The sequence below is a fragment of the Bacteroidota bacterium genome, assembly GCA_016714535.1.
Taxonomy (GTDB): domain Bacteria; phylum Bacteroidota; class Bacteroidia; order AKYH767-A; family OLB10; genus JADKFV01.
The window spans coordinates 72,565-95,875 of sequence record JADKDR010000007.1 but is presented as its reverse complement, the minus strand read 5'-3'; the positions used below and the strand labels follow the sequence as shown (position 1 = coordinate 95,875).

Annotated in this window: 19 protein-coding genes, 1 tRNA gene and 1 pseudogene; 6 read left to right on the top strand and 15 right to left on the bottom strand. The window is 38.9% G+C overall.

Features of this window, described 5'->3' with window-relative positions:
- The 9 genes from IPO27_11795 to IPO27_11755 all read right to left on the bottom strand — a co-directional run bounded on the left by IPO27_11795 (nt 1) and on the right by IPO27_11755 (nt 8,527).
- Nucleotides 1-537 (bottom strand): hypothetical protein, encoded by a 537-nt coding sequence (locus IPO27_11795; protein ID MBK8847180.1) that lies wholly within the window; start codon nt 535-537, stop codon nt 1-3.
- A 173-nt stretch (nt 538-710) separates the two neighbouring features.
- Nucleotides 711-1,280 carry a threonylcarbamoyl-AMP synthase gene (locus IPO27_11790; GenBank protein ID MBK8847179.1) on the bottom strand — a complete coding sequence of 190 codons (570 nt, stop codon included), beginning with the start codon at nt 1,278-1,280 and terminating at the stop codon, nt 711-713.
- 53 nt (nt 1,281-1,333) lie between these two features.
- Nucleotides 1,334-1,450 (bottom strand): 30S ribosomal protein THX, encoded by a 117-nt coding sequence (locus IPO27_11785; GenBank protein MBK8847178.1) that lies wholly within the window; start codon nt 1,448-1,450, stop codon nt 1,334-1,336.
- 30 nt (nt 1,451-1,480) lie between these two features.
- Nucleotides 1,481-1,554 (bottom strand) — tRNA-Arg (locus tag IPO27_11780).
- A 191-nt stretch (nt 1,555-1,745) separates the two neighbouring features.
- A complete protein-coding gene (locus IPO27_11775; GenBank protein ID MBK8847177.1) occupies nt 1,746-2,153 on the bottom strand; it encodes an HIT family protein in 408 nt (135 codons plus the stop codon).
- Between the two features lie 4 nt (nt 2,154-2,157).
- Nucleotides 2,158-2,631, bottom strand: a complete 474-nt coding sequence (gene greA / locus IPO27_11770) for a transcription elongation factor GreA (GenBank protein ID MBK8847176.1) — start codon at nt 2,629-2,631, stop codon at nt 2,158-2,160.
- 145 nt (nt 2,632-2,776) lie between these two features.
- Nucleotides 2,777-4,927 carry a hypothetical protein gene (locus IPO27_11765; protein MBK8847175.1) on the bottom strand — a complete coding sequence of 717 codons (2,151 nt, stop codon included), beginning with the start codon at nt 4,925-4,927 and terminating at the stop codon, nt 2,777-2,779.
- Nucleotides 4,831-6,843, bottom strand: a complete 2,013-nt coding sequence (locus IPO27_11760; protein ID MBK8847174.1) for a hypothetical protein — start codon at nt 6,841-6,843, stop codon at nt 4,831-4,833. Before IPO27_11760 ends, IPO27_11765 begins: the two co-directional genes overlap by 97 nt.
- Before the next feature lie 343 nt (nt 6,844-7,186).
- Nucleotides 7,187-8,527 (bottom strand): PhoH family protein, encoded by a 1,341-nt coding sequence (locus IPO27_11755; GenBank protein ID MBK8847173.1) that lies wholly within the window; start codon nt 8,525-8,527, stop codon nt 7,187-7,189.
- A 279-nt stretch (nt 8,528-8,806) separates the two neighbouring features.
- Here IPO27_11755 and IPO27_11750 point away from each other — a divergent pair, with 279 nt between their 5' ends.
- Entirely contained in the window at nt 8,807-9,145 is a 339-nt protein-coding gene (locus IPO27_11750; protein MBK8847172.1) for a hypothetical protein, read from the top strand.
- Nucleotides 9,146-9,242: 97 nt separating this feature from the next.
- On the opposite strand, the gene IPO27_11745 is transcribed toward IPO27_11750, so the two are convergent.
- From IPO27_11745 to IPO27_11735, 3 genes are all read right to left on the bottom strand, one after another.
- On the bottom strand, nt 9,243-12,695 hold the full coding sequence (locus tag IPO27_11745; protein ID MBK8847171.1) for a T9SS type A sorting domain-containing protein: 3,453 nt from the start codon (nt 12,693-12,695) through the stop codon (nt 9,243-9,245).
- 300 nt (nt 12,696-12,995) lie between these two features.
- Complete coding sequence (locus tag IPO27_11740) at nt 12,996-14,564, bottom strand: M23 family metallopeptidase (protein ID MBK8847170.1); 1,569 nt, start codon at nt 14,562-14,564, stop codon at nt 12,996-12,998.
- A gap of 126 nt (nt 14,565-14,690) precedes the next feature.
- Complete coding sequence (locus IPO27_11735) at nt 14,691-15,791, bottom strand: T9SS type A sorting domain-containing protein (GenBank protein ID MBK8847169.1); 1,101 nt, start codon at nt 15,789-15,791, stop codon at nt 14,691-14,693.
- A 191-nt stretch (nt 15,792-15,982) separates the two neighbouring features.
- On the opposite strand from IPO27_11735, the gene IPO27_11730 reads away from it, so the two are divergent.
- The 5 genes and pseudogenes from IPO27_11730 (at nt 15,983) to IPO27_11710 (ending at nt 20,868) form a co-directional block, all read left to right on the top strand.
- Nucleotides 15,983-17,395, top strand: a complete 1,413-nt coding sequence (locus tag IPO27_11730) for a phosphoglucomutase/phosphomannomutase family protein (protein MBK8847168.1) — start codon at nt 15,983-15,985, stop codon at nt 17,393-17,395.
- Nucleotides 17,396-17,410: 15 nt separating this feature from the next.
- Nucleotides 17,411-18,331, top strand: a complete 921-nt coding sequence (locus tag IPO27_11725; protein MBK8847167.1) for a DUF2279 domain-containing protein — start codon at nt 17,411-17,413, stop codon at nt 18,329-18,331.
- A 218-nt stretch (nt 18,332-18,549) separates the two neighbouring features.
- Nucleotides 18,550-19,645 (top strand): annotated as a pseudogene (locus IPO27_11720) (hypothetical protein).
- 38 nt (nt 19,646-19,683) lie between these two features.
- Nucleotides 19,684-20,409, top strand: coding sequence for a DUF2807 domain-containing protein (locus IPO27_11715; protein MBK8847166.1), 726 nt, complete (start codon nt 19,684-19,686; stop codon nt 20,407-20,409).
- 9 nt (nt 20,410-20,418) lie between these two features.
- A complete protein-coding gene (locus IPO27_11710) occupies nt 20,419-20,868 on the top strand; it encodes a type I restriction enzyme HsdR N-terminal domain-containing protein (GenBank protein ID MBK8847165.1) in 450 nt (149 codons plus the stop codon).
- Between the two features lie 11 nt (nt 20,869-20,879).
- Here IPO27_11710 and IPO27_11705 read toward each other — a convergent pair whose 3' ends face one another.
- The 3 genes from IPO27_11705 to upp all read right to left on the bottom strand — a co-directional run bounded on the left by IPO27_11705 (nt 20,880) and on the right by upp (nt 22,806).
- Nucleotides 20,880-21,464 (bottom strand): noncanonical pyrimidine nucleotidase, YjjG family, encoded by a 585-nt coding sequence (locus IPO27_11705; GenBank protein MBK8847164.1) that lies wholly within the window; start codon nt 21,462-21,464, stop codon nt 20,880-20,882.
- Nucleotides 21,465-21,582: 118 nt separating this feature from the next.
- A complete protein-coding gene (locus IPO27_11700) occupies nt 21,583-22,152 on the bottom strand; it encodes a hypothetical protein (GenBank protein MBK8847163.1) in 570 nt (189 codons plus the stop codon).
- Between the two features lie 6 nt (nt 22,153-22,158).
- A complete protein-coding gene (upp, locus tag IPO27_11695) occupies nt 22,159-22,806 on the bottom strand; it encodes a uracil phosphoribosyltransferase (protein ID MBK8847162.1) in 648 nt (215 codons plus the stop codon).
- Nucleotides 22,807-23,311 lie beyond the last annotated feature (505 nt).

The window sequence follows — 23,311 nt, the reverse complement described above, 5'->3', positions numbered from 1 at the left end:
CTATAAAAAACATGGTGTATAGCATATCCTTGCGTTCTGCGGCCAGGCCACAGATTCTACTTTCATGGGATTGAGCGCGTAGAGCACTGCAGTGGCAGTGGCCATTATTAAATTATTATCAGTTAGTATCAAGATAAAATAAAATAAAAGCATAACACTTATTGCAAACATAACCACGCTAACTTTGTGATATCCTCCGGGATTTTTTAATCCGAAATATTGAAACTCGATGGCATAAGATAAAATGTGAAGTGGTTGATAATTGCCAAAATAAGGTTTGGTAAAAATTTCTTTAATCGTTTCCGAATTAAGATTTCTGATTAGCGGGTTTTCAATGATGTAATCAGGATCGTCCCAGTTGGTTAACTCATTATCAAAGCAATTTGAAAAAGTAATTAAAGTAACTATGAAAAGAGCGATAGCTATGCCCCATGTTTGCCATACAGGTAGGGTCGGCTTAGAAACTTTGTTTAATTTCTTTTTTTCTATAGGTGTCGCTTTTGCAGGCTGCTTGCCGGGCTTCTGATTCTTGAGCATATGCTTCTCTAAAATTTTGTTTGAGCCACAAATCTATTTATTAATTGATATAAAATTGCAATAACAAACAGATGGTTGCGTGCATTTGTGAGCAGGCAGTTGGCAGTAAAGTTTGCAGGTAAAGTGGCGTCAGAATTTTATTCTGGCAAAAAATTAGTAAACAAAAGAAATAGTTATTTCCTGATAATTTGAAAAGTACCGTTGGCACTAATTTTCATAATGGTTGAAGGTGCGGCTTTTTTGTTGTCGTTTTGTTTGTATTTTACAACATAATCTACCCTGGAAAGAATGGTTTCGCTAATTTCCTTAAAAATAGATGGCGCAGGTTCGTTACTGATATTGGCCGAAGTTGAGAGCAAGGGTTTTCGTAACTTTTTTATCAGCGCTTTGCAAAATGAATCTTCACAAATCCGAATAGCTATGCTGCCATCAGGATAGATGGCATTTTCAGCAATATAAAAGCATTTGTCGTAAATAATTGTTAGCGGTTTTGTGTTGTATTTTAATATATCGATAGCCGGCCCCGGAATAGCATCTATATATTTTATCAGCATGTCAATGTCTGATACTAAAACCACATATCCTTTGTTTTCAGGTCGGTTTTTTATTTCATTGACCTTAGCAACAGCCTGCTCGTTGCAAGCATCGCAACCTATTCCCCACACTGTATCGGTTGGGTAGGCAATGGTGCCGCCTTGCCGCAAAGCGGTTAGTGCATTATTTAAATCAGCATCTGACCACATATGCTATTCTATGAAATTGTTTTTTTAGGTGCAGAAGCTTTTTCCTCTACAAATTATTTCTTTGCTTTTGGCTTAGACGCAACCGTATTCTGCTTGCGGGCGGGTCTGCGTTTTCCAAAACTGCCAATAATCAATTTTCCTTTTTTCGATTTTTTGTCTCCTTTTCCCATTTTTGTTTTTATTTATTTGGTTTCAATTTGTGATCCCGATTGGATTCGAACCAATGACCTACTGCTTAGAAGGCAGTTGCTCTATCCAACTGAGCTACGGGACCAAGATACTTATTTTTTTATCCTTCCATTCTGCTTGTATATCACCTCCGAAGCGATAGCCTAATTTGCTACACCACATAATTATCTGTGTGTGGGCTAACTTGTTATTCATTTCAATCGAATCGGGGGGCATCAATCTCTTTTGATATACTTGCAAAAAACGAGGCGCAAAAGTAATTTTATTATGTGAATTTTACTTCCAATTCATATTAAAAAAACTCCTTATAAGTTCTGCCGTTTTGCTTAACTCATCAGGGGTTGGATTCATTTTTGGCAATGAAAAATTGATGTCATTTACCGTATTGAGCGGAATCAGGTGTATGTGAGCATGAGGCACTTCGAGGCCTATTACAGCAATGCCAATGCGTTTACACGCTATCGCGTGCTGTTGGGCAATGCTTACTCTTTTGGCAAATTGCCAAAGCTTTGCATATATATCATCGGCAACATCAAAAATGTAATCAACTTCAAGTTTTGGAATAACTAATATATGACCTGTGGCGAGTGGCTGTATATCCAGAAAGGCAAAGCAATCATCTGTTTCGGCAATCTTATGGCATGGGATTTCGCCCTTTACTATTCGAGAAAAGATAGTCATGATTGATTTATCTTGTTATTTCGAGCACTTCTAACTTTAAAACACCCGCTGGGACCTGCACATTTGCAATATCACCAACTTTGCAGCCCAATAGCCCTTTGCCTATTGGTGAACTTACCGAAATCTTTCCCAACTTAAGGTCAGCTTCCTGCTCAGCTACAATGCTGTATTTAATTTCTTTGCTAGTATTATGATTTAAAATGCGTACTGTACTTAATATAGTCACTTTGCTGGCGTCTATTTTGCTTTCATCCAATACACGGGCATTAGCAATGGCATCTTCCAACTTCGAAATTTCAAGTTCCAGCATCCCTTGAGCATCTTTTGCTGCATCGTACTCTGCATTTTCGCTAAGGTCGCCTTTATCGCGAGCTTCCGCTATTGCTCTGGACGCTTTTGGACGCTCCACCGTTTTTAGCTGATGAAGCTTATCCTTTAGTTTCTTTAAACCTTCTTCCGTTACATAAACCGTTTGTGACATGACTAGAATTTTATTTTTAAACTGTGCTAAAATAAAAGAAGACTTCCTTTTTTATTGGAAGTCCTCTTTGGCAAAGATACAGTTTTTTGAAAAACTGCAAATCTTATTTTAATGGTTCTAATATTTTCCGACTAAGCCAATTTCATCAAAACGTATCAATATCAACCGGGCGCATAATAACCATCGATTTCAGAACGCGTGAGCCAACTTCAGGTACCTCAACATGTATAAGGTAAATGCCGCTTGCTACCGGTACGCCTTTATGGTTTTTCAGATCCCATTCAATGGATGTATCATAGTTTTGTGTAAGGGTGGTGGCCCCGGTTGAGTTATCTTCACGCACATCGCGCTTAAACTTGCGTATCATCAGGCCATTCATACTTGAAATAGTAACTATACAACGGCTAGGCAAATTGGTAATCTTAACGCGGCTGTCCAATTGATTTTTTTCATAGGATGAATAGGCATAATAGGGATTGGGCACTACATTCAATAAATCAAGTGCACTGGCAGCTGCTCCTTTATCATTTTTAATGGCCTCAAGTCCTTGAAGCGAAATGTTATAATATGGAAATCCACTATTTAACGTATCGCCAGCAACTACACTACCATAGCCTGAAAAAGTTCCGCTGCTTTGCACCGCAGTAAATGTTGTGCCTGATGCATAGTATAACTGCTGGTAACGAATGCTGTCAACCATGACCATATATGTTTTGCCTGATTCCAGAGTTTCACCGGCAAATATTTCTTTACGCGTATCATAGGTGTTATACCTTTTTGAGATTCGCAGGCTTACCACAATGTCCGATTCATTTAGTGAGTGTCCCTTATTCATCATGGGCAATCCGGCCCAGATGCAATCTTTATAAACCGCCCGTTTATTGTTTACATTGTTTGTAAGTAATAACCTGCTTAGCACTCTTCCATGGTCATAGCGTGGAACATCATTCCAATCATTTGCCACATGATTGAAAATATAAATGTATTGCATGTTGCCTAATGTATAATTCCCGCTAGCATCTTTTAGTGTTGAGCCCGGATTAAATTTCATATCGCTATCGAGGGCCGAGTTTTCGCCATAGCAAAGATTGAGTCGCTCTCCGGTTTCAATATTTATAGCATATCCCGGAAACCAACCCATACCTGTTGCCGAAATAAAATTGGGATCGTTGCTATTATCTGAGCCAGAGTTTGTTGTGGCAGGTTTACCATCTTTATCAATACTTGGCGATTTGCGTATGTCCAGTTTCAATGCATTTCCAACAGTTTTTGATTTATCGCCACTTGTTTCTACAACCACGCAGCGGGTCCATTTGCTACGATCGTCTGTAAAAACAATATCCACACTGGCCAGCTTACTCAATGTGTTCATGGCATCCATAGAGCTGCTTGCATATTTGGGCGATGTAGCTATGGTATCAACATTAGAACACAATCTGAAAGGTGCCCAGGTGCCATTAGCTACGGTTTCAAAAATCTTTTCTGCATCAATCGTTTTATAGGGAACTTCGCCCGACCTTATCCAGTTTAACTCTTTAATTGAATTGTTATCAGCAACAAAATTTAACCAACGGTTATCGTTTTCGTAAACGATATAAGATGTTATTAGAGGATTGTTTGATTTATTGATCCCCGAAGTACCATTATCAATGTATTTATTTTCTATTTCGGCCGAGAGTCCCCAGCCGGTAATTAATTGTTCATTGTGCACACCAAAAGGAACCTGCGAAATTTGTTTTTCTTTGGTAGCCATGTTTTGCATTTCCCAGTTTGACTGCCCTTCGATTGTACCATCAAACTTTAGCTCTAGCATTAACGGTTTAATTTTTACCGGATCATATACACTTATGTTGACAGGCGAACCATTTACTTGGTAAACCGGAAAGTAACTGCGATAGTCGGGTGCAGTTATTGCTTCAGCTATTGATTTTTCGTTTAACTCTAACGCAAAGCCTCCATTGCCTGTGCCAGCCAATCGCTGCATTTGCGGTCTTGTTTCATAATCGGATTGAAGCACCTGACCATAGTTTTCAGGATTTGCTTTATGCGGAATTCCGGTATACGTACGAACATTTGTTCGACCTGCCAGGTAAGGCGCTTTTTGTGTAAAGTTAGGTGATGCATAAGGCGTGTATTGAAATTTTTCATATTCATTATGTGCATATGCTATCACGGTAAAATAGTAGTTCTTATAATTAATCAATTGGCTGCCACCTGCTGCAAATGCATCCTTTTTAATTCGTAGGGTGTGTTGCAACCCTGCTTGTTTCCATTTACCATTTCGATTTCGTCCCAACTGTTTATATTTATATTCCAGCTATGATTAATAATCTGGCTGATATTATTTTTAAAATCAAATTGTGCAATCAGTCTTGCTTTATCTGGGTTTTGCAACGTTTGTATATCATACGTTACATTTTCATCAAGCAACTGGTAAATCTGATAACCTTCAAATTTAAACGAGCGCTCCGCAACGGTTAGTGTGTCGGTGTAAGTAGAATCCTTATAGATATACGTTGCTATATTGCCTTGCATGATAGTATCTACAATCACCTTGATAGTTTTGCTGATAGTATCTGGTATGGTTATATCTTTTTCAAAATACAGTTCTGTTGCTGGGGTAAAATAATTTTCGAGCGAAATAATTAATTCACGATCAAGTTCTCGTATTACCAAATCAGGAGCGCGTGGCCCATCTATTACTTTAAAACAATTATCAAATAGTTGCTGAGCTTTTACATCGGCAAATTTTATTAATTCGATTGATTGTTTAGGTCCTCCGTTTGATGCTTGGGCCCATACAACACCAATAGTAATGTAGTTAACTGCGCCTGGTAACAGGGTAAATGGCCCGGCACTTTGTAAAAATCTACGATCCCCAGTGGGATTTCCGGCACTGCTTTCGCTCCATGGAAAATCGGGATTGTTATTAAAGGCAGTATCGGTATTGCCTGAGTATACAAAATCACAAACCGGATTGCCCGGTACGAAACCATTTTTGCCGTAAGTTAGTTGCTGACCATTTTTCCAAAAACCTTTTAGATAATTGTAATAATCATTAGCATCATTAGGATCACCTTGAAAGCCGGAAGCGTTGTTATAGTAAATAAATTTTGACATAATAATTTGCTCTCCCGGCTCATCTATTTGACCATCGCGATCGTTATCTAAACCATCCGCGTTATCAGCCAAAGGGCCTTGAAAAAAATCGATAGCCAGGGCAGGAGGATTTATTCCATAACTACCCGGTCCATCATCATCCGGATCGCCATTATAAACAAAGCCCAATCCCAGATCTACATCACAACCTATATAGTCGTCATAGGGATTTCCCAAATCAGGATCGGCCCATGCGCCAAAGTAAGTTTGGTTGAGCTCAAGGTTGCCACGATTAATAATTTTGAATTTATTAAATGTCATATTATTCAATTCATCACTTGTTCTGAAAGCGAATGCCTGACATTGAATTTCGATGCCTGCTCCTTTGCCCGATTCGGAAAGTGTATGCACATTGCCCACATCATTTATCACCCACCATATACATTCGTCTCCAAATAGAAAATCATTGCATCCACCTCCTGCATCTACTGCATTTGCATCTAGACGAAAAAGTGGGTAATCTCCTTCGGATGGTTCGTACAAATTGTCGGCACCATTATCATGAAAGGGGGCAAGAAATTCGTCTTCGTTGTATAACGAGTTTCCATTGCCGGGATACGATTTTATGTCATTGGTAATATTATTTTTATCAGCAATAAAGTCGAGTACTTCGCTTTTCTTAATTTTCCAAAAGCGATCATAATAATTGCAACGTTCAGCTCTTATGTCGCCATTGCTTAAGTCTATGGTCCCGGGATAAAAATCAAAACCCAGATTGCGATACGTTTGTGCTGCTACTTTTAAATTACCCGATGCATCAAGCCCACCAATCCAAATAGAACCTGCATACATGGAATGCTTTCCACTATTTATTGGAATTTCGTAGTAGGGAAGCGGACTGGCAGGATCTGTCCAAAAGTCGCCACCGGTGTGCATGCGGGTTCTTACATTATTAATATCCATATCAATTTTCGAAACAGGATCCACACATCCCGAAACAAGTTTTGCAGCAACCTTTGGTTGCTGTGCTTTTTGCGAGTGACTTGGTTCTCGCGCAGCACTTTTTAGTTGAAGCAGTAAAATCAGGAAGAGAAAGGTGTTTAGTGATTTCATAACTGGTTGGTTTTAATTATTTAAAAATGCTTTTTGCTTTAATAGGCTAACGCTTATACAATGGTACGATGCAAATGCAAAAATTATTCATGTCGGAAACCTGATATGACGCTTTGGTTGCAATTGCAAGCGCTTATGACACAATTATGGCAAGGGTTTTACATTGTCAGCGTTTTAGTAACGATGGTTTAAAACTATCGTAGCCTGATAGACTCAATATGGTATGCGTTGTTGTAACTATATGTGTATACTAAGAAAAAAATCAGATGTCTCCAATAAAAACAAAGCGGCTATTAAAATAGCCGCTTCAGAGTTTTTTATGATGATGAGGGATGGGAAGTTCTTACAAAAGCTGGCCGGCAAGGTTGGCAAGCTCGCTGCGCTCGCCCTTCTCAAGGGTTACGTGTGCATACAATAATTGATTTTTCATTTTATCAATTAATGTGCTAAGTCCATTGCTATGCGAATCGAGATAGGGGGTATCTATTTGAAATATATCACCAGTAAAAATTATTTTGGTGCCTTCGCCTGCGCGTGTAATAATGGTTTTTACTTCGTGCGGTGTAAGGTTTTGTGCTTCGTCAACTATGAAACAAATGTGCGATAAACTACGACCACGTATATATGCCAAGGGTGTAACGTGCAGTTTTTCGTTTGCAATCATGTCATTTATTTTTTTAAACTCTTTATCAGTTTCGGCATACTGGCTTTGAATGTATTTCAGATTATCCCAAAGCGGTTCCATGTAAGGATTGATTTTCGATTTAATGTCGCCCGGTAAGTACCCAATATCTTTATTGCTTAAAGGAACAATTGGTCGTGCCAAAAAAATTTGCCGGTAACTGCTTTTCTTTTCCATGGCCGAAGCAAGTGCAACTAATGTTTTGCCTGTTCCTGCAACGCCTTGTATTGTTACCAATTTAATATCGGGATTCATGATGGCGTGCATTGCAAAGGCTTGTTCGGCATTACGTGGTTTTATTCCGCTTGCACTTTCTTTCGATATACGTTCCAGCATATCAGTTTCTCCATTGTATACCGCAAGCGCACTTGCTTCTTCTCCCTTGCTTTTCAAAATAAAATAATGGTTTGCCACGGGAACACTTTTCATAATCTGCCTGCGCATCACAAATCCATTTTGGTACAACTCGTCAATATGCTTACGTGCCACATTATTAAGTACCGATTTACCGGTATACAAACCCTCCAGGTCTTGTACCTTCCCGGTTTGATAATCTTCGCTTATAATGCCGAGTGACTTAGCTTTTAACCTCAGGTTTATGTCTTTACTTACCAAAACCACTTTGTGTTTTGGTTGTTCTTCTTGCAGTGCTACTGCTGCATTAATAATATTGTGATCAGCTTTGTGCTCACCAAATACTTTGTTAGCATCAATGCTACGAGCTACCTCGTGCATCAATACTTTCATTTTTCCTTTAGTAGGCCCGTTGAGCGGAATCCATTCGGTAAGCCCGGCTGCCCCGCTCAGTTTATCGAGGTTGCGGATAAACTCACGTGCTTCGTAGTTGATTACATCATTCCCTTTTTTAAACCTGTCAACCTCTTCAAGCACCGTAATGGGCAAGGCTACATCATGCTCCTTGAAATTATGTATTACGTTATGATCGTATAAAATTACTGAGGTATCTATTACAAAAATTTTCTTTTCTGATTTTCCTTTCATTCTTTGAGTTGATTAATTGTAAAATCCTTTTCAAATATAGGTGCGCTTATATGGCTTACGCTTTAGGTAAATATATTATTTCAACATCTGCATGTTAGTAGTTTATGCGTGTAAATTTTTCGCCATTTTTTTTACAATTGAAATAGCCCAAAGAGGCCAATGGTTTTCCCTGTATTTATAAAAGGAGGATTTGCCCTCTGTTTTGAAGCTAATAGCAACCATACATTTGTAACGTATTTTTAAATCATATGTTTCTTCAACCATTAAAAAATCAATACGATGAAAAATTTAAGTTTTATTAGAGCGCTCAACATTATTCTTGTGGTGGCGCTTACCATTACCCTATCTTCTTTGATGCTAAAAGCAAGTTACGAAACCTGGGTGCCTTGCGATTTACCCGAAAAGGCATCTATTAAAGAAGTAATCAACTGTGATCAAGGCAAAGGATTGCCATTAGTAGTTATTATAAAAAACTTGAAGGGCGAAAGCGTGCATAAGGCCTCGCTCGAAGATGGTTCTTTTTCGCTTGATGTTGCTGAGCCCGGAACCTACATCATGTATTTTTACAAAGGCAATAAAGTTTTTTATAAATCAGGAATTGAAATTGTAGCACCATGAAAACAAGATCATGTATCTGGCTACAGGAGCGGCCGGATTATAGAATCAAAAAAAGGTGCACATCGGTGCACCTTTTTTTTATTATTCTTGACTGATGCTACTCGATTTTTATAAATTTTTCAGATAGTAAGGTCTTGTCATTTCTTACCAGCACATGATAAATACCCGCAGGCCATGAGCTTATTTCTATTTGAACAGGCGTAGCATCGACGTGTTTAGTTAGCATTGATTTTCCGAATGCATCGTATATGGTAACCGTATAATTTTGTTTTGACTCTGTAGCTTCCCAACTAAAATTAACTTGTTGCGTGGCAGGTTGCGGAAAAACTCCAAGTGTTTGATTGTTGATTCCTTTGCGAAAAGGGTTATTGCTTTCGGAAATACGAATGGTATAAGGGACATTATTTTTAAAAGCACCATTGGCTCCAAATACACGTGCATAGTAAACTCCGGCAGATGGATAATTAAGTACAACCGAGTCGGCCGATGAACCCGTGGTATATGAACCAGCCACTAAAACTCCGGCCAAATTAAAAACTTCCAGATTGTAATTTGCCGGCAATTGAGAAATCTTGACTTTATAGTTTTTTGTAGAAGTCGCAGTAAATTGATACCAATCTACATCAAGTATCGGGCATATATATGCCTGATATGCACTGCCTGTAGCTAGCGGTGCTGCGGTAATAAGCGAGTTGTTATACTCAAAAGCATCGGCATTGCATTTAAGGCAATCAGCTTGCTCATCAAGCACAACTTGCATTTTTGGTGCTGTAATATTATAAGGAGGCAACTGGTCTACATACTCCAGATGGCCCCAACTGCCCCATATGCTTTGTCGTGGAGAAATATCACTGAATATCATGCCCAGATTGCTGCCCCAATAGCGCACACTATCTATAACGCGACTATATAAGGTGTACATGCCGGGATGAATTTGTGCATCATACATGGCTTGTATATATGGCGGCACTGAAAAATCGGTAAAATGCTGACCTCCTTCATAGTTAACAATGCCTTTACCATACATGCGCACAGTTCTATAATCTTGTTTTACAAGCGGAGCAAAACTATTAAAAGAGTTGCTTGCATTGGCAAGCACATCAGCAACGGTGCTTGAGGCGTTTAGCACAGGATTGCCAGTGTTGCCATGGTCGAGGCCAAAATAAAAGGTTGGTGATGCAAAGTCCCATTCGTTAGGCTTAAGTCGTGCAAGAATAAACTCATTTAGATAACCAAAACTTGCTTGAAGCCCAAGTACACGCTTCACTCTATTCTTAGAAGTGCCAAACACCGAGTGCCATATTTTAAAAACGTTATTTGCCTTGTCGCTATATGCTGCACCATAATGCAGGTTGTCTGGCTTGTTATCTGCATTGTAGTGTGATTGTGCAAAAATCCAATTCCACACTTCGTTGCTGTATTCAAGATATATATTTTGTTTGGAACCTACTTTACGAAATACGTTCGCCATTTTTGCAATATAGTTGCTATCAGCTGCATGTGGTACACATATCCAAACATCCTTTTTCAATGTATTGGCTAGCGAAACCATTAGTTCGTAAGGAACACCTTTGTCAGTTGAGTAGGTGCGATAAGATTTTAATGCACGATCGTTCCAATTAATATGTGGGCTACCATTGGTAGCTCCCCAATCCATAAAACGCAATGAAGTAAAGTTAGCACAATAGTCTAAAAATGGCTGATAGAACGGATAGGTTTCAATATCATCAAACTCATGCTCTATGCGCAACAAGCGTATGTTACGTATAGGATTACCAAGTGTGCTTGAGTCACAGACAACAAAAATATTACCATCGGCTGTTACATCAAAAACCACTCTGCCCGCTGCATTTGATACCAGATTAATTCCATATGGATAGCTAAACTGCCCTGTGCCTTGATACAACATCACATAGCGTTTGCCCATTTGTAGTGTTGCATTTTCTGAAGATAATATATATCGTATTTTAGTAGGCCCGCCACTTGTAAGTTGCGGGAGATATGTAGGATAGCCATTTGCATTTAGCACCAACTCACTTAGTTTATGATTATCCCAACAATAACAAGTATCCGAGAAGGTAATGATTTCGCCTGAATGTTTGAATAGGTTTTTGAAAGGAATGTTCACGCCCCAATAATTAATTCCCGAAAGGTTAGTGCCCAATTTCAATGCGCATCCCGAAGGTTGCCAGCCGGGGCACGTGCTGCTATCGCGATTCATATTTATCATTAACGAATCATTGCAACCATTGGTGCCGGTGAGATATACACGATATGCACCCGGTGTTAGATTATGGTATTCGTTGAAATTGGTGGTACTCATAAGCCCATTGTTACTATTGTACATTGTGTAACTAATTCCTGTATTTGCATTAATTCTGATACGGCCATCATTTGTACTGCACGATGGCAGGTTAAGGCAGGTTGCAGTTGTATTGCAAGGAAAACTATTGGCAGTATTCAACACCTTTATCGAATAGTAAGAAGTATTGCTTTGGCCAACATTGTCTGTTACGGTAAGTGAAGCTATCATTTCTCCGATATACGTATAAGAGTGATTTACAATTGGCCCAGTTACATCGGGTGTACCATCACCAAAATGCCATAAGTAGGTGAGTGGCTGTCCTTCCGGATCGGACGATGCGCTACCATTTAATGTAACAGCAAGAGGCGATTGCCCTTGCGCCACATTCGAGTTTATGACCGCAATGGGCGCTAAATTAAAGCCTATGGTGCTATCTGGAGCTACTTCTGCAAACGAATCGGCCACGCGCAATTCATCTATTGCACCTTGAGAAGGCCCATCTCCAAGGTAAACGATAATGCTGCGATACGATGAGGGAGATGTTGTAACGGTGAGTGTAGGCGTTGGTGGCATATTGTTGCCAAAAGTTGTAGGATTGGCATAAAGCGAAACGAGCGTATTTGCAGCATTGAAATCAATACGTATGGCAGCAAATGCAGTAACATTAGCTTGAACAGGTATACTTGTTCTATAATAATTTGCATTTACGCGTAAGGTCCAATATCGTTGCCCTGCGCTATCGCTGTTACTTCCAAAGTAGCCAAAGCTAACATTATAAGCACCGCAGGCATCGCACCAGGCAAGGTTGGTTTCATTTATTGCGAAATTTACCGGCTGACTATTATTTACCTCCTTACGAATTAGGCCACTAAACCACAAGGTGGTGCCTGTTTGTGTTCCAATACGGTCTTCTCCATTTGCAATAAAGGGCGCGAATGGTCCTGTGGAAGATAAATTAAGCCTGCGGCCTATGGTTAAATATTGATAACCGCCTATCCCTTTGTTGCCTGATGTAGATAATGCACCAAAGGTCAGCGACCCGGAACTTGCATTAAATCCAGGCACTACCGTATTCCCGTTTTGTACATCCCATGGCAACCCCCAGCCACTGCCACCCGACAAGCCGTTGAGGGGCGCAAGATTGCTATAACTAAAGTTGTCGTAAGCCAGCAATTGATAGGTTTGCGATTTTGCTAAATGTATTATGCATGTTATACATAACACTAGCGCTAGTAGATTTTTCATAATTAAAATGAGTTTAATTTAAGGAGTTTCCTATTGGCAATTATAGCAGATTGTATGTTAGGTATTCTGACGTTTGTCAAAATAGATATTGAGATAACCTGGTAAAAGGATTTATTACCATGGCCTTATTTATACAAATTAAGTTTCCTGAAAGTATTGTCAGCAGTGAGTTGTGGCGATAGCAGAGCGGAGGTTATGCTTCATTTTATTCTTTGGTTAGCATCAATAGTTGTACATGATGTTATATTTCGCAAATAAAAAGTATGAACCTGTTTAAACAAACTCTAAACATCAACCTGCTTATTCTGCTTTGATAAAATATAGTTGCCCCGTTTGGTTTTTTACCTTGTCAGCAATGTTTACTTCAACAACATTTTCTCCCTTATTAAGGTATTTGCTTTCAACATAAAGCAAGTTGTTTTTAGCATCATAGCATGCAATAACTTTTTTTTCGTTAACGGTTAGGGTATATGTTCCAATTCCTGAAAGCTCGTCTTTTATTCTGAATTTTACCGTATCGTTTTCCATTTTAGATATCAGGTTTTTGTTTAGGCTTACAAGTGTAGGCGCTTCGGTATCTATAGCAAGTGCAAATGCACCCAACGATTTCGTGTTTGCAAGTATGTAATTGCCTTCCACATCGCCACCTATGCTTGCATAGGTGCCACTTTTATTGAGCTTTACTATTACAAGTTTCGATTTTTTATTGGCTAATTTGGCGGGTATGCGAATACTAACAGTTGCTGATTTTTTCAATGGGATAGAGGCATCGTTTATTGCATGAATGGTAGTTACAAGCCCTTTCTTGTTACCCAGATTTTGGTAATACAGATATTCATCCTGATACAATGAGTTTGCTTTAATCGAAAATTTAAATTCGCTATTTTGATAGCTATAATTTTCTGAATACACTGTAAACTTGCCTTTATGCTTGCTTTTTTTGACTTCAAATCGTGTTGCTGTAAAATAAAATTCAAGTACCGACCTGTTTTTATTCAGGTCGCTAAGTTCTAATCGGCCTTTGCATATGGATGATGGTAACGAGGGTTTAAAATTATTTCGTGCTGACTTTGCAAGTACATTAAGATCGTTGTTTGGCAAGCGATACAAGCGCTCAATGGTTGTATTGTTAAAATAATCATAGGCATAGTCCATGTAGCCATTTACATTAATCGACTCATCAAACCCAAACGAGTCAAGTAGCGAAAGCCAGATAACCTGCTCATCAATAGAAAATTTTACCTGATAGATACCAAGTGTGCTGCTGCTGTTATTCATAAAGTCGGTTGCAACAAAACCAAATCGGGCACGAGGCGAAACTTCTATAGTATCGGTTAGGGTATAGGTTGTTCCGGAAAGCGAAGCCTTATACAATTGGTCAATGCGATAGTCCTGATAAACTGCCAGATGTCTTATCACAGGAGCAATCGTATCTTGTAATATAATTCCAAACAGTTGCGGATTATACGTTACATCGGTTTTACTATTTCTGATTTCGAAATGTAAGTGAGGGCCAGTTGAACCACCTGTGTTGCCGCTATAAGCAATGGTGTCACCTTGCTTAAAATAAAGCAGGTTTTCATTCAGGTCAATATCAATTTCTGCTTTGCCTTTTTCTAATTGGCGCGGTTGAATAAATTGTTCGATAGCGGGTGCAAACTGACGCAAGTGTGCATACACCGTAGAATAGCCATTGTTATGTTTTAAGTAAAGGGCTTTGCCATAACCCACAGCACTCACCTTTATTCTCGATATGTATCCCGATGCTGCGGCAACAACAACTTTACCTTCAATGCTGTCAGTTTTAATATCAATTCCACTATGGAAATGATTGCTTCTTACTTCGCCATAATTACCCGAAAGTTTCATTGTGAAATGAACAGGGCTAATAAAGTAATTGGTAGGATACTGTGCTGTGCACCACATGGTGCAGCACAAAAATAAGAGCAACGTTATGCTAATAACTTTCACACAATTGATAAATACGTTTACGTATTACCTGATTTGAAACCTGGTGCTGTATTTTTTATTGCCTGCTATTATTTCGGCTATGTATACACCTGCGTTCATGTCCGCAATTGCAACCGGTAGAAGTTGTTCGCCTTTATTTCCAGCAAATTGTTGTTGTTTTATTCGTGCCCCTTTTGCATCGTATATAGTAAGCGATACATTGCTTGCATGCAACAAGTTATAACGCACATAAAGCAAATCATTTGCAGTCCATGCCTGCAAGCCATCAATAAATTCTAACTGATTTATACTGCTCAGGAACGGGCCAAAATTATCCCGGTATTTAATCTCAGTAACGGCAGATTGTCCAAATGTAGTTGTAACAGTTATTTCCAAAACAGGGATGCCTTCGTTTTTTGCAAGCCATTTATATTTTGTTTGACGTGCTCGAGGTATAGAAAATCCAAAACCTGAGGTATCGGCAAGTGTATCTTTTCCGGTTAGTATGGTTTTTATGCGTAATGCATCAAATGTTCCGTAAGGGGTAGTAACCACACCCCAGCCATCAACAAGATTTACACGCTTTTGCGCGGTACCATAATAGCCAAGTCCCGGTATGTTTATGCCACCCGAAAACGAGCAACTGTCATTATCGTTAAAATTTAATGGGAAGAGATAGATGGAGTCTTTATCGCCATTATATGGAAAGGCTGTTGGCAGCGAGGCTACTTCAATTCCGGTGCCGGGGCTTCGGAAGTTGGCGGTTGTCTTGTAAAAAAAGGTAACCGGATTATCTAACGTTACCGGTAATGGCAATGCAGGCAATGCGCCTTCGGCTTTTGCAATATTGGCGCGGTTGGGATTAAATCCCAAGTTGCTAAAGGTTAATAGATATATTGGGTTTGCATTAAGCACCGACAAAAAAGTATCTACATCTTGCGATACCGGAATAAGCATACTAAAATCCCAGGTATAGTTGGCTCCCGTTTGTGTAGCAAGGCTTGCTGCCGTTGCCTGATTTGGATTAGCAAAGCTAACTCTGAAGGTATCGCCTGCATTCATTAAATCGGCATCATCTATGGTGATCTGCGCATTTGTGGTTAGCACAGCAACCAAACAAGTGATTATTAAATAATATCTGTTCATTGAATTTTTTTTTGCGAAAGTAAGAATTGATTCAACATCCCTTCTGTTTCGTGGTAGAAATATTACCTTGATAGCCTACTTTTTTTTTAAACAATCGTTTGGGCAAATGTTTGTTTAAGCAGCAAGAGCGATAAATTAGTTTTAATACAAATCAATTACATTTGCGTCCTTATTAAACGAAATAGTAAAATATGGCTTTAAAAATTAAATTTGGAACAGATGGATGGCGTGCAATAATTGCGCAAGAGTTTACTGTAGAAAATGTAGCACGGGTATCTGAGGCAACCGCCCAGTGGGTGCTTAATAAAACCAAGGGTGGAAGCATAGTGGTTGGGCACGATTGCCGCTTTGCTGGCGAGTTGTTTGCCGAAACGCTTACTAAAGTGGCATGTGATATGGGGCTCAAAGTTTTTCTTGCTAAAGGATTTGTTAGCACTCCCATGATATCGTTAGGCGCCCAAAGACTTAAATGTGACCTTGGTGTAATCATTACAGCAAGTCATAATCCACCTTCTTATAACGGATATAAATTAAAAGGCCCTTATGGTGGCCCGCTTATTCCATCGCAAGTTCAGGAAATTGAAGACATGATACCTGAGAAATCTTCGGTGAACTATGAGAAAATTTCGATGGAGGATTTGGTGGCACAGGGAAAGGTGGAATATATTGACTTAGAAAAAATGTATTGCGAACATGCTGAAAAGTCTTTTGACCTTGATGCGATACGAAATTCAAAATTGAATTTAGCATACGATGCCATGTATGGCGCAGGGCAAAATGTAATTAAACGTTTGTTGCCATCAGTAAACCGATTGCATTGCGACAACAATCCCGGATTTCATGGACAAGCACCTGAGCCAATTCATAAAAATCTGTTGGAGTTTTCAGAAAAAATAAAAAATGCCAACCCCAAATTTCATTGCGGCCTTGCAACCGATGGCGATGCCGACCGTATTGGATTGTACGACTCTAGTGGTAATTTTGTTGACTCCCATCATATCATTTTGTTGCTTATACATTACTTATGCAAATACAAGAAGATGACAGGTAAAATTTGCATAGCCTTTAGTGTTACCCCTCGTGTAGAAACATTATGCAAGCACTATGGTCTCGAAATGGAAGTAAAGAAAATCGGTTTTAAGTTTATTGCCGAAACCATGATTAACGAAGATGTTTTGTTAGGAGGAGAAGAGAGTGGAGGGATAGCTATAAAAGGTCATATACCTGAGCGCGATGGAATATGGATGGGCTTGGTGATATGGGAGTTTATGGCAAAAACAGGCAAGACCCTCGAAGAGTTAATTGCCGAAGTATATGAAATAACTGGCCCTTTTGCTTTCGAACGCATTGACTTGCAGATTAAAGAGGAGCTCAAGCAAAGCATTCTTGTTAATTGCAAAAGCGGCACTTATCAAGCCTTTGGTAAGTATAAGGTTAATCGCATGGATGATATGGATGGATGGAAATATTTTTTCGACAATGGAGAATGGCTTATGATACGCGCCTCGGGCACCGAACCTGTTTTGCGCACCTATGCTGAATCGGACTCACGCGAAAATGCTTTTGCTATTTTAAAAGCTGCTCAGGATGTCTTGTTAAAGTAATCCTTCTTATATACCATGACCATATACGTTGCCCATAAATTAATAATTAGTTTATGGGCATTTTTGTCAATAATGATATGGTGCCATACAAGTATGGCACAGCAAGACTCCACAAAACTTATTAAGCAACAGCACCGTGTTACACTTGTTTCAACGGCTGCATATAGCGCAGCATTAGTTGGCTTACATCAACTGTGGTACAAAGATTATCAGAGTACATCATTTCGTTTTTTTAATGATAATGCCGAATGGATGCAAATGGATAAAATAGGACATATTGGTTCGGTATATTATCTCTCCAAATTTAATTACAGCCTGTATTCATATTATGGAGCAAGCAATGGAAAATCGGTTTTACTTGGCACAACCTCTGCTATGACTTTTTTTACAGCAATCGAAATAATGGATGGCTTCTCATCGGGTTGGGGCTTTAGTGCCGGAGATATGATTGCCAATACCTCAGGGGCACTATTATTTGCCGGACAACAATTGTTATGGAATGAAACACGAATCGATGTGAAATTTTCGTTTTCGCCTTCGCCTTATGCAGGTTGTCGTCCATCGTTATTAGGCAGCAGTTTTACGCAACAGTTATTAAAAGATTACAATGGTCAAACGTATTGGCTTAGTGCGAATATTTCTGATTTTTTAAGACCATCATCAACGTTTCCTCAATGGCTTAATGTGGCGGTAGGTTATGGAGCAACAGCAATGACAGGTGCTCGGCATAATGTTTTTGTTGACGGTGGTTGCTTAATTGATAATAACGAAAGACAGAGAAAATTTTATTTGTCGCCCGACATTAACCTGAATAAAATTAAAACACGTAAGAAGTGGCTAAAGACATCTTTGTATATTTTGTCTTTTATAAAAGTACCCTTGCCAGCTATCGAATTTCAAAATTCAAAAACCCGTGTTCATTGGTTAAAGTTTTAACTTCAGCAAACTCATGTCCACAACTATTTGTTTACCTAAATCTATTAGATCGAGTTGCCTTTGAATTGAATAGCCCATGAATTTATTCATGGGTTTAAAAGTCCATGAATTTATTTATAGGCTTAAATCCATTAAATTGAATTGTTAATTTGTATTAACAATTGCGCCTATTGCACAATGATATAGAATAAATACTTTTACATAAAAATGTTAGGTCAATGTTAGGATTACGATTTGCAAAATTTGTTCCCGGAGAAGAAGGCAGTGCTTTCGATCGTCTTTTAAAGTTATTTATGGAGTTGCTGAATTATACTGCTGGCGATGCAAACGAAGCATTGCAGTGGATGACCGAGCTTGACCGCGAGCATAAGTTTACAACCCTGAGTATGGCATGTCAGATTTTATTAAAGACCTAAAGGATAATGGATACATAAAAGATTCAGCTAACGATAAGGTGTTTGAGCTTACTTCAAAAAAAGCGAGCGTAGCATACGTAAAAAGGCATTGGAAGAAATTTTTGGAAAACTGCGTAAGGGCAACAATGGTAATCATAAAACTTTTTATTCAGGTCAGGGCGATGAACAAACTTCAGATTCGCGGCCATTTGTTTTTGGCGACAGCATCAATCAAATCAATTTTACCAACAGCATTCACAATGCCCAAATTAATCATGGTATTGATGAGTTTAAACTTACCGAAGACGATATAGAAATTCAGGAAATGGAGCACAAGTCGCAAACAAGTACCGTGCTTATGATTGATATATCACATTCCATGATTTTGTATGGTGAAGATCGCATTACACCTGCCAAGAAGGTAGCTATGGCTTTGGCCGAATTGATCAGTATAAAATATCCAAAAGATACGTTAGATATAATTGTATTTGGAGATGAGGCATGGCCCATTGCATTAAAGGATATTCCTTATTTAACCGTAGGGCCCTATCATACCAATACCATTGCTGGATTGGAATTGGCAGCAAACATTTTGCGCAGGCGTAAAACAAGTAACAAGCAAATTTTTATGATTACCGATGGCAAACCAACCGCCATGTTTATTGGAAACAAAGTTTATAAAAATAGCTTTGGCCTCGATCGTCAGATATTAAACCGCACCTATAATTTTGCTGCCCAATGCAGAAAAAACAGAATTCCGGTTACCACCTTTATGATTGCTAGCGACCCATACCTTCAGCAGTTTGTACGTGAGTTTACGCGCATCAATAATGGCAAAGCTTATTATAGCTCGCTCAATAATTTGGGAGAGTTTGTATTTGAAGATTATGAACGTAACCGCAAAAAGAAAGTTCGATAAGACCCATGAATTCATTTTGTAAGAATGTTTTAAATGCAATGGGCATACTTGTTGCGGCCATGGCAATGTTTGGTGCGTGTAAAAAAGAAAACAACCACGATTGCTTTATTGGTACAGGTAAGGAAATTATCGAGCAGCGCAGTTTGCCTCCATTTTCAAAAATTATAATTGACCGCACTGTAACTGTTTATTTGGTGCAGGATACTGTAAATTATGCATTGGTTACTGCAGGCGAAAATCTTATCGAAAAAGTAAAAACCTACCTTGATGCCAATGGAGATTTGGTAATCATAAATGACAACCGTTGTAATTGGGTACGAAGTTTTAAGAATGCGTTTAATGTAGAGTTGCATTTTACAAAATTGAATTCGGTATTTTCAACTGCTAACGGTGACCTTATATGTTCCAATACGCTGATGGCCGATACCTTTTTGCTTGAGTGCTATAATGGCACCGAAAAATTTGACTTGAAACTGGAAGCAAACTACAGTTTTCTCAAGTTGCATACCGGCTCGTCCGATTTGGTAGTTAGCGGAAAGGTTAAGGAGAGTTATATATACAGTGCCGGGCTGGGTTGGGTAGATGCCGCTGCCCTCCAAACCATCAATTCGCAAGTAGACCTGCGAAGCCAAAACGATTGCTCTGTTTGGGTAGATCAAAAACTTGTTGCCGAAACCAGATGGAAAGGAAACGTCTACTATACCGGCAATCCCGCTGTGCTCGAAGTAAAAAACTTTCATACCGGTCAGGTAATTAAAAAATAAAATCAGAACATGACCATTGACCTTGTCGAGTTAAACCTTCCTCCTATACAACCTCAGCTTAGCAGGGCGGGCGATGATGTTTTTATTTTTGATGATATTCGTAAGAAGGACATCCTGTTGACTAACGAAGAGTGGGTGCGCCAACATTTTATTTCTTTCCTCATCAATCAATGTGGGTATCCCAAAGGATTGATCAGTGTAGAAAAAGGATTACTTGTAAATTCGTTAGCCAAGCGCAGCGATATACTGGTTTATAGCAGCACCGGTACTCCATGGTTGTTGGTTGAGTGTAAGTCGTATGAAACAACACTTAATGAAGAAACCATTTATCAGGCACTCAATTATCATTTAACTTTAAAAGTAAAGTACATCATCATCACCAACGGTATGGAGCATTATTGTCTTAAAGTAAATGATAATGCCTTTGAATACATTGATGCTGTGCCAGCGCATGAATAAATTATGTAATTTTAAAAATATTGCTTTAGTTGCAGTAAGTGAAAAATTTCGTAGGTAGGTGTAGCGGTATGTTCATTTTTTTCCGGATTAAAATAAATAGCCTTCAAACCCGCATTCATAGCGCCACCAATATCCGCATATAGGCTGTCGCCAATCATAATACTTTCGCGCGAAGCACCTTTGGCAGCACTTAATGCATAATCAAAAATGCGTTTATCCGGTTTCATCACGCCAACCATTTCACTAATGATTATCTCCTTAAAGTATCCTCCAATATTGCAACCGTTTATTTTTATAAATTGTACTTCTTTGAAACCATTGGTAATTAAATGCAGCTGATATCCTTTGCCATTAAGGTATTCAAGTATTTCAACAGCACCATCCATTAAGGCTCCTTTTTGCGGGCAGTGGGCTGTGTAATAGGAAGCTATTGCTTCTATATCCAAAGCATGCAACTTGCTAAAGTAATCGAATGTTTGTTTAAATCTTTCGAAGCGAATTTGCTCTTTGCTAATTATTCCCTTTTCATACTCATCCCACATGCGATAATTTATTTTTTTATACAAAGAAAAAAAATCGTCAAATGATGGTACCACTTTTCTAATTGAAAAATATCAAACATCTCGAGCATGGTAATTCTCGAGTTGGTGTCAAAATCCCAGAGGGTGTGATCAAGATCAAAAAATATATGAGTCATAGGTAATGTTGTTTCCATTATTCAAATACTTTTTTTATTTCCTGCGGATGAGAAATTTGCAGCAGTTCAAATACACCGGTCATTGCAAGCGACCAAAACAAAATAGCACAAAACATATACAGGTAAATTTTTTTCTTATTATGCACATAGCGTGCTGCAAGTATACTACCAATGGGAATGCTGATTAATACCGGTGTTAAAAGGGCTATGCCGGCCAGGCCGTATTTGGTCCATAGCTTCACAATCCTGCGGTTTCGAGGGGTAAATATCCGCTTATGTTTTACCATATAACCCCCATCCTTGTATTGTATTTTTACTTGCCCTTCCAGATCAATTGTTGGCTCATCAAAGAATGGGGTGGTGTTTTTATTTTTAAACAGTTGCCTGATGCGTTCCCACAGTTTGAAAATTGGCTTGCTAAAGTTTACAAAAACAAATACACCAAGCATGCCTCCCAACACACAGTAAAAAATCGATTCAAAAAAATGGAATTCGTAACTGTCATTGTAATAAGCAAATGGTGGTCCTGCCACAAATTTTACACTGCTCAGCAAGATTACTGCCAGTATCTTTATCAGTTTTTGCATGTAGGGTTAAACTTTTTGGCCAAACGCAAGATCGCCTGCATCGCCAAGGCCCGGCACTATGTATGACTTTGAGGTTAGCTCCTCATCAATTGCCGCTGCCCAAATGGTAATATTTTCAGGCATATTAGCTTGCACATGTGCAAGCCCCTCTTTGCTGGCTATAGCAGTAACAATATGGGTATGCTTTGGAATCCCTAATTCAAGCAATGCCTTATAGGTAAGCACAAGCGACTGCCCTGTTGCCAACATAGGATCGCTAAGTATAAGTATCCTATCTTGTATTGGTGGCGAGGATATGTACTCCAGGTGTATATCAAAACTGCCATCTTTATGATGCCTGCGGTATGCCGAGATGTAAGCGCAATCTGCCCCATCAAAATAATTAAGCAATCCCTGATGCAAAGGCAATCCCGCGCGTAGGATGGTTGCCAGTAAAGGAATTTCTTTTAACAGATGTGTGTTGGCTATACCTAATGGCGTGGTAACTTCTTCTGGTTTATAAAGTAACGTCTTGCTTATTTCCATTGCCGCTACTTCGCCAATGCGTTCCAGATTTCGTCTAAATCGCATGCGGTCTTTTTGTATGGTTACATCCCTGAGTTCTGCTACAAAATGATTAAGTATACTATTGGAATCGCTTAGATGGTGAAGCATGATAAAAAATGCTTTAGTGTTTATTTGTGCAAATCTAAAATTCTTAAGGTGGGTTTCAAAATAAATTTAGTTGTTGCTGTTCATTGTTGGCTGTGTAGTACGCCAATAGAGGGTTTTCTACCTAACAATCTATTTTGCAAAAGCAATAGGCATTTGGCGGTTTAAGAAAGTTAATAGCAAAGGATACTCACCAACAAATCGCATGTGGCAATTAACATTTCGCACCTCGATAGTTTCTTGGTTTCAATCAATAACAGTAAAATAAATCCGTATATTTAGCATTGCATCATCAACATAATAAGATATAAGGCATTTACAAAACAAGGCACTTGATGTAAAATTGCATACACGTTTTTACTACTAAGTATATACGTGTTTACAGGGTCAGCCAAACAAAAATCATTTCGTTTTCGACAATTCTTCTTTTCATATTATCAACTAACACCATAAAAGCAAATGATGTAAAACAGAACGAAATGAAGTGATAGGGTTAATTGTGAAAATT

Coding starts and splice junctions, on each gene's coding strand:
- IPO27_11795 (MBK8847180.1), bottom strand. CDS start 537: ATGCTCAAGAATCAGAAGCCCGGCAAGCAGCCTGCAAAAGCGACACCT.
- IPO27_11790 (MBK8847179.1), bottom strand. CDS start 1,280: ATGTGGTCAGATGCTGATTTAAATAATGCACTAACCGCTTTGCGGCAA.
- IPO27_11785 (MBK8847178.1), bottom strand. CDS start 1,450: ATGGGAAAAGGAGACAAAAAATCGAAAAAAGGAAAATTGATTATTGGC.
- greA (MBK8847176.1), bottom strand. CDS start 2,631: ATGTCACAAACGGTTTATGTAACGGAAGAAGGTTTAAAGAAACTAAAG.
- IPO27_11760 (MBK8847174.1), bottom strand. CDS start 6,843: ATGAAATCACTAAACACCTTTCTCTTCCTGATTTTACTGCTTCAACTA.
- IPO27_11755 (MBK8847173.1), bottom strand. CDS start 8,527: ATGAAAGGAAAATCAGAAAAGAAAATTTTTGTAATAGATACCTCAGTA.
- IPO27_11750 (MBK8847172.1), top strand. CDS start 8,807: ATGAAAAATTTAAGTTTTATTAGAGCGCTCAACATTATTCTTGTGGTG.
- IPO27_11745 (MBK8847171.1), bottom strand. CDS start 12,695: ATGAAAAATCTACTAGCGCTAGTGTTATGTATAACATGCATAATACAT.
- IPO27_11740 (MBK8847170.1), bottom strand. CDS start 14,564: ATGAAACTTTCGGGTAATTATGGCGAAGTAAGAAGCAATCATTTCCAT.
- IPO27_11735 (MBK8847169.1), bottom strand. CDS start 15,791: ATGAACAGATATTATTTAATAATCACTTGTTTGGTTGCTGTGCTAACC.
- IPO27_11730 (MBK8847168.1), top strand. CDS start 15,983: ATGGCTTTAAAAATTAAATTTGGAACAGATGGATGGCGTGCAATAATT.
- IPO27_11725 (MBK8847167.1), top strand. CDS start 17,411: ATGACCATATACGTTGCCCATAAATTAATAATTAGTTTATGGGCATTT.
- IPO27_11715 (MBK8847166.1), top strand. CDS start 19,684: ATGGGCATACTTGTTGCGGCCATGGCAATGTTTGGTGCGTGTAAAAAA.
- IPO27_11710 (MBK8847165.1), top strand. CDS start 20,419: ATGACCATTGACCTTGTCGAGTTAAACCTTCCTCCTATACAACCTCAG.
- IPO27_11700 (MBK8847163.1), bottom strand. CDS start 22,152: ATGCAAAAACTGATAAAGATACTGGCAGTAATCTTGCTGAGCAGTGTA.
- upp (MBK8847162.1), bottom strand. CDS start 22,806: ATGCTTCACCATCTAAGCGATTCCAATAGTATACTTAATCATTTTGTA.